The organism is Priestia sp. MDV22-iso46 (genome assembly GCF_058629175.1).
This window is the reverse complement of sequence record NZ_JBZVWT010000002.1, coordinates 877,454-892,489: the sequence shown is the minus strand read 5'-3', so window position 1 is coordinate 892,489 and position 15,036 is coordinate 877,454. Positions and strand designations below refer to the sequence as shown.

Here is a 15,036-nt window from a genome sequence, read left to right as displayed (position 1 = left end):
GGGAGATATTTATGTTAGCAGAGGTATCTAAAAATGTGTTTCTTCACGCTTCCCAAAATAAAGCGCTAAACAAAGCGGCGAAAAAATGGGGTCTTCGCTTTGGTGCAGCTCAAGTGGTAGCTGGCGACACAATTGAACATGCGATTAAAAAAGTACGGGAACTGAATGAAAAAGGATTGGTTTGCACACTTGATCATTTAGGGGAATTTGTTTCAAGCAGAGAAGAAGCTATCGAAGCAACTCAATATAATGTCAGAACGCTGGAAGCTATGGGGCAAGCCGGTGTAACGTGCAACTTATCTGTCAAAATGACGCAGCTTGGTTTGGATATTGACCGCAGTTTTTGCGTTGAGAACATGCGCCGCATTCTTGAAACGGCGAAAAAATACGATAACTTCGTCCGAATCGACATGGAAGACTACGCCCACTGTCAAATGACACTAGATATTTTACGAGAGCTTCGCGAGACGTTTGATAATGTTGGAACGGTTATTCAAGCTTACCTGTTCCGCGCTGAACAAGACGTAAAAGAGCTAAAAGGCATTCCTCTTCGATTGGTAAAAGGCGCGTATCAAGAATCACCAACCGTGGCGTTTCAAGATAAAGCCCAAATTGACGAGAACTATATGCGAATTATTGAAGAGCACTTGCTGAGCGGAACATACACGGCTATTGCATCTCACGACCACCATATTATTGCAAAAGTAAAAGAGTTCGCTCACAAAAACAACATCCCGCGCACGCAGTTTGAATTTCAAATGCTGTACGGATTCCGCACAGACATGCAGCTTAGCCTTGCAAAAGAAGGCTATACAATGCGCGTATACGTTCCGTTTGGCAACGACTGGTTTGGCTACTTTATGCGCCGCTTAGCCGAAAGACCGCAAAACGTCGCATTTGCTTTAAAAGGATTCTTTTCTAAATAAGCAATCTATTCAGTAAGCATCATAATGAAAACGCTATCATTTCTTTGTACCCTTTGTAGATGCTTCTGCAAAGGGATTTTTTTATCCTATTTCTCTTCCCTTTCAGCATGTATTAAGTTAAAATATAAATACGAACAAACGTTCTTTTTATTACAAACGAAAAGGAGAGTACATATGAATCCTCTATCAAAATTAGCACTGCCTCCTAAGCTAGAACCTTACCGAAAAGAAATCGAAAAAACATGTAAGCCTTATGTCCACATCAATACGGTCATAAACAGTCCAAAATTATATGAAAGCAAGTTTGGCGGCAACCCCTACCTTCCTCTAGAAGCGAATCATCCTCTTGATTCTCAGGGCAAGCCGATGCTGCTGATGGCACAAATCAATTTTTCTGAAGTTCCTTCCTATAAAAATATGCCCATTCAAGGCATGCTTCAATTTTTCATTTGCGGAGCTGATAATGAAAACGCCGGCGATATGTACGGACTTGACTTTGATCACCCTACGTCTCAAAAAGACTTTCGCGTCGTTTTTTACGAAGATGTAACAACCGACGAAAACAAGTTAACAACCGATTTCACATACCTAGAGGACGTTGACCGAGATATGTTCCCTATTCCTCAAGAAGTAGGCTTACAGTTTGAAATAAAAAGCGAACCTGTGTCTCCTACTGACTATCAATATAACGATATAGAATCAGATTTATTTGACGATGAAGAAATGGAAGAAATCTACTGGGATGAGCTTACGGGCGAGTATCATAAAATGGGCGGATACGCTTTTTTCACTCAAAGCGATCCTCGAGACTACGATGAAGCGCTGCGTGCATACAACGTTCTGCTTCTTCAATTCGCCATGGACGACGAAGCGGATATTATGTTTGGTGATGCGGGAGTGGCCAATTTCTTCATTAAAGAAGAAGATCTTCGCAACCATAACTTTAGAGATGTTTTGTACAACTGGGACTGCTGTTAAAAAAAACGCCCTCTTAGAAAAGTATCTAGGAGGGCGTTTTTTCACATTATTATTACTACTCAGCCTGTTTTTCCGACTCTTGCAGCATTCAACGTTTCTTTAAACTGCTGTAGCGCTTTTACATCTGCAAATGCGCTTATAGGAATAACGTATCCGCTCATTGCACTAACAAGGATAAAGATATGTTCATCTGTTTCTTTAATTTGAGTGATGCTTGACCAAGGAGTCTTCACTTCTCCTTTCGAGCTTTTCTCTACCAAGCCATCTTCCGTAACCATCATAGTATACTCACCCGTCAGACTGCTGTTATCTCCTTCATTTATTACCTTTACAATGTTCTTTTTAATACTTCCGTAAAAATACTTCGGATAAAATAAAAACCACAGCACCGCAAGCAGCGCAAACGCTACGAACATGCCAAGTAAAAATTCTCCTTCAACCCACGAAACAAGCAAAGGAATAAGAAGAAAAATAAGCGACATCCATCGCTGAACTCTCAGCACTTTTTGTACTCTTTCCGAATGTTGAGCGTGATGCATGTTAAAAGCTACGTAATCATCTTTTGTTAACATATAATGATATTCCATATTAATCTCCAATTCTCCTAAATAACAACAAAATAAAATATACCTCATTTGGTGTTATATGTATATAAAACAATAAGTTTTTCTTATAAAAAGCATCATCTTTTTGTCATTTATTTACACGTATACATCACGTAAACTTAACTAGTACTCTACTATTTAAGGAGGAATGTTTATGACTTTTACACTGACGCATATTGATCATATTCAGCTAGCTGCACCCCCGAATTCAGAAAGCGAAGCACGACACTTTTTCGGAACCGTTCTTGGCTTAACAGAAGTCAAAAAGCCGGAAAGTCTAAAAAAGCGCGGCGGCGTGTGGTTTGAATTTAGTTCTTATCAGCTGCATATTGGTGTTGAACCTACCTTTTCACCCGCAAAAAAAGCGCATCCAGGCTTTCACGTTAAAAATCTACCTGCGTTCAAAGATCATCTGACTAGCTTCGGTATTTCTTTTATAGAAGACAAAAACATTACCGGTGTCGAAAGAATTTATGTGACTGATCCTTTTGGCAACCGAATGGAGTTCTTAGAGAAAGTGAATCTCCCTTTTTCCAACTGAATGTTCGACAAAACAAGAGCTCTTATTTAAGAGCTCTTGTTTTCTTTTGGTCCTTCTTTTTGCTTTTCTTTCCACAGCATGTACAGCAACACCCCTAGCACACAAAATGCCACGCCAAACATTGTTAAAGGAAATAAAAATGTATTAATAAAATGATGATAAACCCATGAGTCGTTCATCTAACCAGCTCCAACACGCATCATTTTTTTACAGTATACCCTAATATAAACTTTTTTATGTGGTGTTAAATATCATGGTTTCTATCATATTTCTATTTCTTTTTAATAGAGTAAATAGTAGATACATAACATTCTCCTCTTAGAGTTCTCATCCGCTGATTTCAAAATTTTATTAGAGGAGGTTTACTCTATGAAAAACAAGTTCACTGAAAAGCCTAAAAAGCTTTTTTGGATCCTTTCTTATAAATCATTAATTATCGCTATACTATTTGTTCTCTTAACATCTGCCGCTATTTTTACCGTCACGTATTCAACTCTTCAGCATACGCTGCGCTCAAACGTTGTCTATCAAGCACTATCAAATTATAAAGCCCAAAGCTTGTTCTACTTCATGCATACGGAAAACCATCATTTCTCTCATGCCTTTGAAGAAGACTTCTCCCCGCCTCCTCTCTCTTCTGTCGCCCTGCAGCTTGCGACGAATATTCGCGTGGCAGATACAAGAAGTCTATTTGGATCAGAACTGCCCGGATTTTCTATTTTTGATTCTCATATTCTATTAGCCGGTGAAGGAACGGATTATACCACGATTCCTCATGAATCGGCTCCTCCGCTCGAAAGCATTTCAGGCGAGCGTGATTTGGATCCTGCTGAAAGCAAAACGTACGAAGAAAGCAAAAAACAGTCTCAAACACAGGCCAAGCAAAGTACGGGAGACAAAAAAGTTGTGTACATCTACCACACGCACAGCTGGGAATCTTATTTCCCTTTACTTGGTATGCAAGGTGAAGCGAACGAAAATAAAGCCGTTGATAACAAAACCAACATCACGCTCGTTGGTCAAATGCTAGGAATGGAATTAAAAGCAGACGGAATCGGTTCGGAAGTAGATACAACTAATATGACGCAAAAGCTGAATGAAAAAGGCTGGGGTACAGGACGAGCCTATGCGATGTCTCGCAGCGTGGTGGAAACGGCTCTTCAGCAAAACAAAGACGTCGATTATTTAATTGATATTCATCGGGATTCACTGCGCCAAGAAAAAACAACGGCCGCTATCAACGGCAAATCGTACGCTAAAATGATGATTGTATTAGGTGAAGCAAACCCGAAATTTGATGAAAACGTTAAAATGGCCAAAGCGATTCATGAAAAGCTAGAGGAAAAATATCCAGGCCTTAGCCGCGGAGTATTAAGCAAAAAGAAAACAAGCGGCAATAACGGGTTATATAATCAAGACTTATCCGACCGCTCCATTTTAATTGAAGTAGGCGGCGTCGATAACAATATGGAAGAACTTACAAACACTGTCAAAGCCTTTTCAGATGTGTTCAGCGAGTATTACTGGCAAGCTGAAAAAGTGAATGCGCAGTAAACAAAAACTAGCTACCCCAGGTAGCTAGTTTTTGTTTTTATGAGAGTCACGCTTCTCCTCTTCTTCACACGCCAAGCACACAAGCTTCCCTTCAACAACCACACCGTTTAAAAAGCCCTCTAAACAGTACACATTTTTTTGACATACTGTGCAGATTCCAACGTACTCTTTCACGAATTTCTCACTCCTTCCATACGATTAAAAACCATAAAAAAAAAGCTCTATTAAAGAGCTTCTTTCCGTACATATGATTTTCCTTCAATTCCACAAACGGCTCATTTCCTCAGGAGAAAGCGGCTTATCGAATAGATACCCTTGACCGATATGACAGCCTTGTTCCGTCACAAACTGCAGCTGTTCTTCGTTTTCGATTCCTTCTGCAGTTAGATCAAAGTTAAGTTTCTTTCCCATTTGAATAATCGTTTCCACCAGCACTTTTCCGACTTCGTCTAATTCGTCAATAAATGATTTATCAATTTTTAACGTATTAATCGGCAAGTGTTTCAGATAGCTAAGAGAAGAATAGCACGTTCCGAAATCATCCATCGCCACTTTTACCCCTAGACTCCGCAGACGGTTTAACACTTTTTTTGATTCTTGACTGTTTTGAATAACGCTTTCAGTGATTTCAAGTTCCAGAAAGTGCGGCTCAAGGCCCGTTTTTTTCAAAATTTGTTCCATCTCCGCTACGAATCGTGAGGACTTCAGCTGAATAGGTGATACGTTCACTCCTATTTTACTCGCTTTTGAATTCAGCTCCGTCCATGCTTTCATCTGCTTACACGCTTCTTCTAACACCCACTTGCCAACTGGCACAATTAGACCCACTTCTTCTAAAATAGGCAAAAATTCATTTGGATAGACGGTACCAAATTTTGCACTATCCCAGCGGATAAGCGCTTCCGCCCCTATCACACCAGACGTCTTTAAATCGATTAACGGCTGATAAACGAGCTGAAACTCATGTCTTTCTAGCGCATACTTTAACTCATTCTCCATGCTGATTGTTTTAATTATTCGTTCATTAGATGAAGACGAACTCATTTCATATGTGTTTCGTCCATTCCGTTTTGCTACATACATCGCAATATCTGCTTGCTTGATCAGCCGGTCGATTAGTTCATCTGCGTCTTTTGGAATAATATGCTGCTGACATTCCTTTGAAAATAGGCTGATGCCAACGCTTGTAGAGGTTAGCACTTTATCTCCGTCTATATAAAAAGGAAGCGACATTTCTTTTACAATCTGCTCGGTCATTTCTTCAATTTCCTCAACATTTTTTAGTGAATGCAGCACTAAAATGAACTCATCTCCCCCGTGCCGCGAGATAAAATCAGAGGAAGGAATACATTTTCTTAATCTTTCTGCTACGCGTCTCAGCAGCACATCGCCGTGATGATGGCCAAGCGTATCATTTATTGATTTAAAGCGGTCTAAATCCAAAAATAAAATGGCCAGCAGTTCAGGAGATTCTCGATCTAAAAGTAATTTTTTCAGCTGCTTGTTTAACCAGTAGCGATTAGGCAAATTGGTTAAAGGATCATAATAAGCCATTTGCTTAATTTTTTCTTCATATGCTTTTCGTTTTGTAATATCATTGCGAATCGATACGTACTGATACGGTTTGCCTCGTTCATCTAAAAAAGGAACAATGGTTGTATCCACCCAGTAGTACGAACCGTCTTTTGCCTTATTTTTTATTTCTCCGTGCCATACCTTACCGGATCTAATCGTGCTCCATAACTCTTTAAAAAACAAGCTTGAATGATGTTTCGAATTAATAATACGATGATCCTGACCGAGAAGCTCATGTCTTTCGTACTTAGAAATTTCACAGAATTTATCGTTCACGTGATTGATGAATCCGCGACTATCCGTAATCGCTACAATCGATGATTCATTTAACGCAAGTTCAATATCATTTAGTTTTTTCAGCGCTTCTTTAAATTTATATTCAAAATGCCTGTTTTCCATAGCCTATACACCTTTATCAAAATTTTAACGATAAAACAAAACCCATGACGAAATGATAGAGAGGAATCGTGAATAATGAATACAATTTAATCAGCAACGGACAACGAATTAATCTGTCCGATTGCCTTACATTATTAAAATAGCAAGCGTAGGATCGCTGTTTTTCCTCTTTTCACCTTCACAAACTTCTTACGCGTAGTTTGTAAAAGAATTGATAGCTCGTTTCGTTTATCCATGTCTGTTATCACAACTTTTATATGGTAACATTAAAATGATTTTTATAGAAATGAAAGTGTACTTTCTTCACTTAATTGACATACCTTTTCGTGAATAGATTGGATAAATGAGTTAGTATGGATTACTTGAGACACCGCTGTTGATTTCCGTGCAAGACTTCGCTTTCCGCGGGCGGCCGGTGAGCCTCCTCGTCGCTTCCGCTCCTGCGGGGTCTCACCTGTTCCGCTTTTCCCGCAGGAGTCTTTGCCTTTTCCTCCAATCAACAGCTAGAAGCAATTACATACAGTAAACCTACGTTCACCCTAACAATAAAAAAATCCGAACGATTCATCGTTCGGATCTTCCTTCGATTTAAATACTTTTGTCTCAGCTTCTTTTTCCACTTTCTTCTCATGAGCTCGTACGTGTCAGCCACGGAAGAATAAGATGTTGAAAGGTTTTGTTGTATACAACAATTCGGTTAAGATAATAAGGATCGTTGTCTTTTGTAATAAGATGCGGCGCTAGGATAGCTGCCTGGTGAAATCCAGCATCTTTCACAATCTTAGCTACGTCATCATTTGTGTTGCCGTATGGATACGCAAAGTAAACCGGGTCTATTCCTAAATGGTTCTTAATCGTTTCTTTGCTTTGTCGTAAATCACGGGCAAACGCGCTGTATTTAGCAGGCGTCAGAAATAAAGGCTTGTCTTCTTCCAAGCGGTGCATGTCATATGTATGAGAACCGATTGTCGCAAGGCCGCTGTCTTTCATTTCTTTTAGCTGACTCCACGAAGCCATGTTTAAATTTTGAAAATCCGTTGCCCCCACTTGTCCTGCGATTACATATAGCGTAAACGGAATGTTTTCCTTTTTTAAAATGGGAAACGCGTTTTGATAAACAGTACGGTCAATATCATCAAATGAAATCCATACGCAGCGTTTTGGAAACGTGCCTTTTTGCTGATACGTTTCAATATCTTTTGGCGTAATAAACGTAGCGTCAAGTTCCTTCAGCTTTTTCAACTGATGTTCGAAATCATTGCTGTAAACGCTGTACTCTGTCAGTTCATTAGATTTTGTAACTGAGCTGACAATTCGGTTAAACCAATTATGCTTGCGCACGCGATGATAATTTAAGCCTAAGCATCCGTTCGTCTCAAGCGCTGGCTCCACGGTCGTTGTGGCTTTCGCCTTGTCTTCCCAGTTCACTACTTTAAAGAAAACAAAGCTAACTACCGCTGCCGCTATCAAAAGAAAGAATACATATTTCTTCATGCGTGCTTCCTCTCCTCAGTATGTTTTAACGGATTAACATTAAACTCAATGTAATGCGCACGCTGAAGTTCTTGAATTTGCTTCTTGGATAAAAGCTCAAGACGCTCTAAATCTTTTATACTCGTATACGCCGGCTCTTTCCGTCGGTTTAAGCTTCCAAATCTCTTTTTGTTGTAGAATCTCCATAAAAACAGAGCCAGGAAAAAGAAGCAAAAAATAGCGAGTCCAATCACTAAAAACGTTCGAATTTCGCCGTTCGTCGTTTTGAACGCAATTTTTAATACCCCGCTGTAACGGTCATTTACGCCGATAACAGCTGAAAGGAAAAACCAAAGAACAATGGCACAATACAGCCAAAAAACAGATGAAATAATGATACTTATCACTAATCGAGCAAGAGGCTGTTTGGCTTGAATCATGATTTGCTCTTCGTTAAGCCGCGGTCTGGACTGCTCCATGTAGCATAGCCTCCTTTCACTCTAGATCTGATAGCGCGAGGAAATGCACTTATTACCACAACCGTATTCACAATCCAGTAAAGCGCTGGGTACCATGCAGCCCATACGTAATAACGCTTCACGTTGTCGTATTTCGAATCAATTTTCAGCGCAATAAACAGCTGAATTAAGCTCATAAACACAAGGGAAAATGACGTAAACGTAAACCAAAACAGCATATCTTGAGGACTGCTCGCGGTAACAAGCAGCATTAGAGTCACAAACAGCCATGCGAATGACCAAAAAGTACTGATCCACTGCTCTAGGTATACAATCCAAATTCTGCGCTGCTTCCATTTTAATAACACTTTCCAGTGACGAAGCATTACCTCTTGTCCGCCTTGAGCCCAGCGTACTCGCTGCTTCCAAATTCCTTTTAAGGTTTCGGGCACAAGCATCCAGCACAATGCCCGGGGTTCATAGCGGATATCCCAAAAGCGCTGCTGCAGCTTCCAGCTCACGGCGATATCTTCCGTAATCATGTCGCGATCCCACAGCCCGACGTCCACAAGTGCTTTCTTTCGAAAAGCCACCACTACACCTGAGACCGTCATTACTTTTCCTAAAATTCGCTGTGTTCGTTTAATAGAACCGATAATAGAAGAATACTCAACTAGCTGAATGCGACTCAGCAGTGTATTACGGTTTCGAATGCGCGGATTTCCGGTAACGGCTCCCAGCCGTTCCCCTTTATGAAGAAAATGATGGATTAGATAATACGGAGCGTCTTGATCTAAAATAGCGTCGGAATCTAAGCAGATTAAAAACTCAGCTTTAGATGCGTGTGCACCTAAATGTAACGCGTTGGCTTTTCCTTTATTTTCATAAAGCTGAATCACACGAACTTCAGGGTGATTTCTGCTGATTTCCTTTAAAATATCAGCTGTTCCATCCGTGCTTCCATCGTTAATAAGGATGATTTCTTTAGACGGATAATCTAACGCCAAAAGGTGCTTAAGCGTTTCTTCAATCGTCTCTTCTTCATTATAGCAAGGCACTAAAAAGCTCACTAACGGCCAATCAACTGCTGAAAAATCAACTTTAGGATCTCGGTCACGATAGCGTATGTAAATAAGCGTGCCCGCAATCCAAAATAAAGACATGATAAATGGATACCAGAAAACAAAGCTCGCAAGCTTTTCAAATCCAGGTATTAATACGTGTTGCATATTCATTTTTCTGACTCCTTCACACCAATTAAAATTGCGCAGAGTGACAATTTTATCACTAAATTGGTTAAATAGAACATAGTAATTTTAACCATCTAAAAAAAGATACTTTTAAACTACTTTTATTCCTATATTATACAACCCTTATATGTAAGTAAGAAGCACCAATAAAGGATGGGCAAGTTACCTACTTAAAGAAGTGACATATAGTATCACTGTAGATTTCTTTCATCACGAAAAAGTGTGATGGTTGCAGCAAGTATAGTAAAGAAATCCTTTCCCTGAGGAGGAATAACAAATATGAACGAATAAATTCAAAACTTCTCAATAACTTAATTCAACTTGAACATGCCTCTTCGACTTTATACCTAGCTATGTCTAACTATATGAATCGATTAAACTATAAAGGAATGGGCAGCTGGCTGCGTCTGCAGTCTGAAGAAGAACGCACCCATATGCTAAAACTCATCGACTACTTAGTTGACCGCGGCGGAACGGTGGAATTAAGCTCTTTGCCTGCTCAGCCAAGTGAGTTTGGGACACCGTTAGAAACGTTTCAAAAAGTACTGGAGCATGAGAAATTCGTCACGAATTCTTATCGTCAAGCGTTTCAGTTTATCAGCCAAGCGAACGACCCTCAAACTTTAGTCATCGTGCAGGACTTTTTACGAGAGCAAGTCGACGAAGAAGCTCAAGCCCAAACGATTGTAGACCGCTTAAAAATCGCCCAAAATAACCCTGCAGCTATTTTTATACTCGATCAAGAACTAGGACAGCGAAAAGCTGCGCCGGCGGGCGGAGCACCAGCGGGTGGAGCAGCTGCGCAAGGTTAAAAGCGCAGAAGAGTGTAGAACAATGTGCAGAACCAATAACACGACGCCCGTTTCCTTGTTTCGAGTTGGTATTCATCACGGCTATTATGGCTATCCGCCCAATGTGTATAACGCCATTCAAAGACTTATGAATCAATATATGCATCAGTTTCACTATCATCGTCCTCAATACGTTCACGTCTACTACGTGCACCCTTCTCTTATTCATTACTACCTTCACTAAGTTAAGGAGAATAGGAATTTTGCTTCTTGAAGAAATTCACCGTTTCTCCACCCTAATTAAGGAATTCCAATCAAAAATATGGATATTTATGCTAATATAGTTTTTTTTAATCAAATAAAGAAACAATTATTAGCGGGGTGTCATATGGATAATCAATACGTTGCAGAATGGGGAACGCTGGCTTTAACTAATGCCGGATTAGCGCAAGGTAAAAATCGAACGGGTCTGAACTGGTTCTTATTATCTCTTGCTTTAGGACCGCTGGCTACCTTCATCTTACTGCTGGTTGAAAAACGATAAAAATTGGTTCAAAGCTCATTGCTTTGAGCTTTTTTCTTTATTGTTCAACTATAACTGCTCTCCCAAAAAAGTGAAAAAAGCACCGCTTGAAATTTTTTTCTAGACTTAATATGCATAAATCTATTCATCATTCAGCATAAATCCGGCTGCATTTTGTTAATAAAAAACCTACTCTTTAGAAAAGGGAGGAAGCTTCTTTTTAAACCTTTGTTTCCGACAATAAAATCAAAAGAAAGAAAAACGCTTTTATTCTATGCTTTTCTAATTAACAGATTAACTGTTTTCTTCAGATGATGATTATTTACACGGGACAGCTGTGCATCTACTGAATGAGGTCAAACTTCCTGTATTTCTCAATCTGTAGGATGAATAAATACTCATTTGCTTCATTTGACAAAGAAATAAATGCTGTGTAATTTAAGTAACATACCCCATCTAAAATGTTTTTAGAAAGGATTAAGTAGCAAGATGCGTACAAAAAAAGAAGAGTGTATAATTGACGAAATGGGAAGAGTATCCCTTCCTTCTTTGTTTATGCAACTAACAGAACTCGAGACGAACGACAAAGTTTTTTTACGGAGCTGTGATGATTGGATTATTATCGATCATCATGATGAAAATGTCCCCGTTCCTTCTCATATCTTCATTCGAACAATTGACCATATAGGTAGAATAGTCATTCCAAGATCCCTGCGAGATGACTATGAACTTAAGCCCTTTGATTATGTAGAACTATACGTGGTAGAACAGCAAATTGTTATGAAAAAAAGAGACGAAAAATCGATAGCGCTTTCACGAAAACCTGCGGCGTCTCCTCCTTATTATGCAACATTAACTGGACGGCAGATTCAGCTCACCTCTGAACTTTTAGCGTCAGTCGAATTGGATGCAAACATGGAGGTCCAATTTTTTATTAACAAAGAAAATAACATTGTGATTCAAAAATATGAAATGAGTTTTGGTAAGAAAACGACTTTAACATTTACGGCTCAATCTCGAAAAATTGATGACCGTTTTCGACTTACTATTCCTAAAAAGCTGCGAGATGATTTCTCCATCCACTCAGGTACGATGTTAAAAATAAAGACAGGTAATAAGCAGCTAATTTTAGAAAAAGTGGAGAACGAAAAAGAGATTAACAGCGTATTATCTCAGCAAATAGACGCAGCAATTGTTGAAAAATTATCAAAATAAGAACGACGCCAAAACAAATGGTTCCCTACGACTTCAAAGCAAAAGCTAAGAGTTACGCATAGAGTGACCCTTTCTATACCCAACTCTTAGCTTTTAGACTTATCTTCCATAAATGTGTACAAGCCGGTTACTCCACATGATAGCACTATCTCCAAAATAAAACATCATTTCCACATCTATCGAAATCATTGTAAATAATTTGAATATATGATTATAATGAGGTACTTTGCATAGAGGAGGCTGATTTAGTTGAAAATCTCAACAGGAGCTGAATTTTACGATAATGACGAGGCGTTTTTGGCCTATACAAAACACCGGCAGCAAAAAGAAAATGCCAACGATACGATTGAAAAACCCGCTATTTTACAGCTTCTAGGTGATGTTAAAGATGCAAACGTTTTAGATTTAGGGTGCGGAAACGCTGGATTTGGCGCGGTGCTTCTGAAACAAGGATGTTTCTCTTATACCGGAGTAGACGGCTCGATCAATATGATAAACGCGGCTCAGCAACAGCTTTTAAACTATCCAAATGCAAGAGTGCTCCATGAATCGATGGAGCATTATACTCCACCACGCACCGAATACGATTTGGTTACTGCAAGACTGTCTCTCCACTACATGGAAGACTTAGCCTCCATTTTCATTAAAGTGAATCAAGCACTCAAACCTGAAGGAAGATTTATTTTTTCCGTTGAACACCCAGTCATTACTTCCACTTTGCAGCCTTCCGCTCTGCGCACAAACTGGACGGTGGATAACTACTTCTCAATGGGATTCCGTCAGCAGCATTGGATGGGCGGATACGTTCAAAAGTATCATCGCACGCTTGAAGAGTACTTTTCTTTGATGCAGCAAAGCGGCTTTACGATCACAAACTTAAAGGAAGCGTGCCCTCAACAAGAACACTTTGACAATGTTGAAACTTACGAGCGTCGAATGCGTATTCCTTTGTTTTTACTAATGAGCGGCGTGAAAAACAGATAATCGAAAGAAATTGAGACATGACGAAACCAACAGCTAGATGCTGCTACATACATGAAACCTACCCATTACAAAAAATCCGAACGATGAAGATTCTCCACCAAGAATCTTCATCGTTCGGATTTTCCTTTAACTAAAATACTCTTTGTCCCAGCCGCTTTCGTAACTTTTTTTGTATAAAACCACTTTTGCTCGTTCTTACATTATGTTATTTATTCACGCTCACGTTATAAAATACAGGTCCTAAGTTAAAGTCATAGCCTTTTACATTTCTAGATACCGCGTTAATGTTGACTTTATGACCAATTAACGTAAACGGAAGCTCCTCCCATACGTATTTCTGCGTAGCATCAATAGCTGGTCGTGCATCTTTTACAGAAGCAGCCGCTTTGATTTTATCTAAGTATTTTGTTGATTTTTCAACCGGTGCTCCTCCTGACGTCCAAAATCCTTGAAAAATGGTTGAACGCGCCGCCCAGTCTACGGGGTAAATATCCCATGCTTTAGGGTCATTTACTTTATCTGTAAACGTTGCCCAGTCATACACTTCTAGCTTTACTTTCACACCGATTTTTTCAAGCTCTTGCTGCACGATAACAGCCGTATTGTACTGATCTTGATAATCGCGTGAAGTTAAAAGACGCAGTTCCTGCCCGCTGTATCCAGCTTTTTTTAAATAGCTTCTTGCTTTCTTTTCATCATGCTGATTGTACTCTTCTTTTCCTGCTTCACTGTAATAGTTCGGAAACTTTTTATTGACAATCGATGAAGTCAGTTCATAATAATCGGAATCGCCGTATGAACTTGATAAAATATCTTTTGCATTAATCGCGGCATTTACGGCTTTTCTAGCATTTAAATCGCTAAAGAACCCTTCTTGTGTATTATAAAATAAACCAATGAATCCGCCTGGAGCCAGCTTGTTCTTAACGTTTTGCGTACTTTCAATTTGAGCCGCATTGTCGCTTGAAACACCTAAGGCAATGTCAAACTGTCCAGCTGTAATGCCTGAAATTCTAGTAGATTCATCGCTTAAAAAGCTAATTTTAATTTCATCTACGTGAGGTGTCTTTTTAATTTTTCGTCCTTTTGAAGAATAATCTTTAAACCTCTCTAGCGTGATATATTGATTCTTTTTCCATTCCTTCACTTTAAATGGTCCTGTACCAACGAACTCAGTAGCTCCTTCAGCAGGTGCTTTTTCGATGATTTCTTTTGGAAAAATAGCGGCTGCTGGAATTGGATCTGCTAGTAGTGCCAGTGTATTCACATTTGGTGTTTTCAAATGAAGCTCAACCGTATAGTCTCCTGTTTTCTTAACCTGGGCACCAACAAAGTTTGTTTTACCAAGTGAAGATAGCTTGATCCAACGGTTAATCGAAGCTTCTACATCGTCCGCCGTCATTTCTTTGCCGTTATGAAACTTTACCCCTTTTCGCAGCTGAAACGTGTAGACTTTTTTATCTTCGCTTATGTCAATCTTTTCTGCTAAATCAGGCTCTACATTACCTTTGCTATCAAAAATAACGAGTCCTTCGTAAATATTTCGCGCCGCATCTTTAACCGAAGAATTCCCTGTAATTTGAGGATCTAAAGTCGTTGGCTCGCTTTGAAACGCAATGTTTAGCGTACCTCCGTCTTTTTGAGCGGCACTGGTGCTTTTATTCCCTGAGCTCGCTTGATTATTGCTGCAACCTGCGACAAATAAAGCAATCACAATAAATAATAACCATTTTACCTTAACCTGTTTCAACGTCATTCCCCCAA

At 39.5% G+C, this 15,036-nt stretch carries 18 protein-coding genes; 9 read left to right on the top strand and 9 right to left on the bottom strand.

Going from position 1 to position 15,036, the window contains the following annotated elements:
* Positions 1-11: 11 nt before the first annotated feature.
* Together AC4NPH_RS16550 and AC4NPH_RS16545 are read left to right on the top strand one after the other, a co-directional pair.
* Positions 12-926 (top strand): proline dehydrogenase family protein, encoded by a 915-nt coding sequence (locus tag AC4NPH_RS16550; protein WP_013058509.1) that lies wholly within the window; start codon positions 12-14, stop codon positions 924-926.
* Between the two features lie 174 nt (positions 927-1,100).
* Complete coding sequence (locus AC4NPH_RS16545) at positions 1,101-1,904, top strand: YwqG family protein (protein ID WP_013058510.1); 804 nt, start codon at positions 1,101-1,103, stop codon at positions 1,902-1,904.
* Between the two features lie 59 nt (positions 1,905-1,963).
* On the opposite strand, the gene AC4NPH_RS16540 is transcribed toward AC4NPH_RS16545, so the two are convergent.
* Positions 1,964-2,491 carry a YcxB family protein gene (locus tag AC4NPH_RS16540; RefSeq protein WP_098196851.1) on the bottom strand — a complete coding sequence of 176 codons (528 nt, stop codon included), beginning with the start codon at positions 2,489-2,491 and terminating at the stop codon, positions 1,964-1,966.
* A 172-nt stretch (positions 2,492-2,663) separates the two neighbouring features.
* On the opposite strand from AC4NPH_RS16540, the gene AC4NPH_RS16535 reads away from it, so the two are divergent.
* Entirely contained in the window at positions 2,664-3,050 is a 387-nt protein-coding gene (locus tag AC4NPH_RS16535) for a VOC family protein (RefSeq protein ID WP_491938820.1), read from the top strand.
* A 26-nt stretch (positions 3,051-3,076) separates the two neighbouring features.
* Here the strand turns inward: AC4NPH_RS16535 and AC4NPH_RS16530 are convergent, their stop codons facing one another.
* Positions 3,077-3,229, bottom strand: coding sequence for a hypothetical protein (locus AC4NPH_RS16530; RefSeq protein ID WP_013058513.1), 153 nt, complete (start codon positions 3,227-3,229; stop codon positions 3,077-3,079).
* A 190-nt stretch (positions 3,230-3,419) separates the two neighbouring features.
* On the opposite strand from AC4NPH_RS16530, the gene spoIIP reads away from it, so the two are divergent.
* Positions 3,420-4,604 (top strand): stage II sporulation protein P, encoded by a 1,185-nt coding sequence (gene spoIIP, locus AC4NPH_RS16525; RefSeq protein WP_013058514.1) that lies wholly within the window; start codon positions 3,420-3,422, stop codon positions 4,602-4,604.
* 24 nt (positions 4,605-4,628) lie between these two features.
* On the opposite strand, the gene AC4NPH_RS16520 is transcribed toward spoIIP, so the two are convergent.
* The 6 genes from AC4NPH_RS16520 to pgaC form a co-directional block, all read right to left on the bottom strand.
* On the bottom strand, positions 4,629-4,778 hold the full coding sequence (locus tag AC4NPH_RS16520; protein WP_013058515.1) for a hypothetical protein: 150 nt from the start codon (positions 4,776-4,778) through the stop codon (positions 4,629-4,631).
* A gap of 84 nt (positions 4,779-4,862) precedes the next feature.
* A complete protein-coding gene (locus AC4NPH_RS16515; RefSeq protein WP_335482143.1) occupies positions 4,863-6,578 on the bottom strand; it encodes a putative bifunctional diguanylate cyclase/phosphodiesterase in 1,716 nt (571 codons plus the stop codon).
* Positions 6,579-6,856: 278 nt separating this feature from the next.
* A complete protein-coding gene (locus tag AC4NPH_RS16510; protein ID WP_078082099.1) occupies positions 6,857-7,078 on the bottom strand; it encodes a hypothetical protein in 222 nt (73 codons plus the stop codon).
* Between the two features lie 127 nt (positions 7,079-7,205).
* On the bottom strand, positions 7,206-8,072 hold the full coding sequence (locus AC4NPH_RS16505) for a polysaccharide deacetylase family protein (RefSeq protein ID WP_098196853.1): 867 nt from the start codon (positions 8,070-8,072) through the stop codon (positions 7,206-7,208).
* Entirely contained in the window at positions 8,069-8,530 is a 462-nt protein-coding gene (gene pgaD, locus AC4NPH_RS16500; protein WP_013058519.1) for a poly-beta-1,6-N-acetyl-D-glucosamine biosynthesis protein PgaD, read from the bottom strand. Before pgaD ends, AC4NPH_RS16505 begins: the two co-directional genes overlap by 4 nt.
* On the bottom strand, positions 8,488-9,744 hold the full coding sequence (gene pgaC, locus AC4NPH_RS16495; RefSeq protein WP_029323698.1) for a poly-beta-1,6-N-acetyl-D-glucosamine synthase: 1,257 nt from the start codon (positions 9,742-9,744) through the stop codon (positions 8,488-8,490). The genes pgaD and pgaC overlap by 43 nt, the downstream gene beginning before the upstream one ends.
* A 302-nt stretch (positions 9,745-10,046) precedes the next feature.
* Here pgaC and AC4NPH_RS16490 point away from each other — a divergent pair, with 302 nt between their 5' ends.
* The 5 genes from AC4NPH_RS16490 to AC4NPH_RS16470 all read left to right on the top strand — a co-directional run bounded on the left by AC4NPH_RS16490 (position 10,047) and on the right by AC4NPH_RS16470 (position 13,272).
* Complete coding sequence (locus AC4NPH_RS16490) at positions 10,047-10,571, top strand: ferritin (protein WP_371399887.1); 525 nt, start codon at positions 10,047-10,049, stop codon at positions 10,569-10,571.
* A 22-nt stretch (positions 10,572-10,593) separates the two neighbouring features.
* The gene (locus AC4NPH_RS16485) at positions 10,594-10,794 is read left to right on the top strand and encodes a hypothetical protein (RefSeq protein WP_137738906.1); all 201 of its coding nucleotides are present in this window, start codon (positions 10,594-10,596) and stop codon (positions 10,792-10,794) included.
* A 144-nt stretch (positions 10,795-10,938) separates the two neighbouring features.
* Complete coding sequence (locus AC4NPH_RS16480) at positions 10,939-11,094, top strand: hypothetical protein (protein WP_013058522.1); 156 nt, start codon at positions 10,939-10,941, stop codon at positions 11,092-11,094.
* A gap of 468 nt (positions 11,095-11,562) precedes the next feature.
* Positions 11,563-12,288 carry an AbrB/MazE/SpoVT family DNA-binding domain-containing protein gene (locus AC4NPH_RS16475; RefSeq protein WP_078082101.1) on the top strand — a complete coding sequence of 242 codons (726 nt, stop codon included), beginning with the start codon at positions 11,563-11,565 and terminating at the stop codon, positions 12,286-12,288.
* 249 nt (positions 12,289-12,537) lie between these two features.
* Complete coding sequence (locus tag AC4NPH_RS16470; protein ID WP_098196856.1) at positions 12,538-13,272, top strand: class I SAM-dependent DNA methyltransferase; 735 nt, start codon at positions 12,538-12,540, stop codon at positions 13,270-13,272.
* Between the two features lie 205 nt (positions 13,273-13,477).
* Here AC4NPH_RS16470 and AC4NPH_RS16465 read toward each other — a convergent pair whose 3' ends face one another.
* A complete protein-coding gene (locus tag AC4NPH_RS16465) occupies positions 13,478-15,028 on the bottom strand; it encodes an ABC transporter substrate-binding protein (RefSeq protein ID WP_061859425.1) in 1,551 nt (516 codons plus the stop codon).
* Between the last annotated feature and the right edge of the window lie 8 nt (positions 15,029-15,036).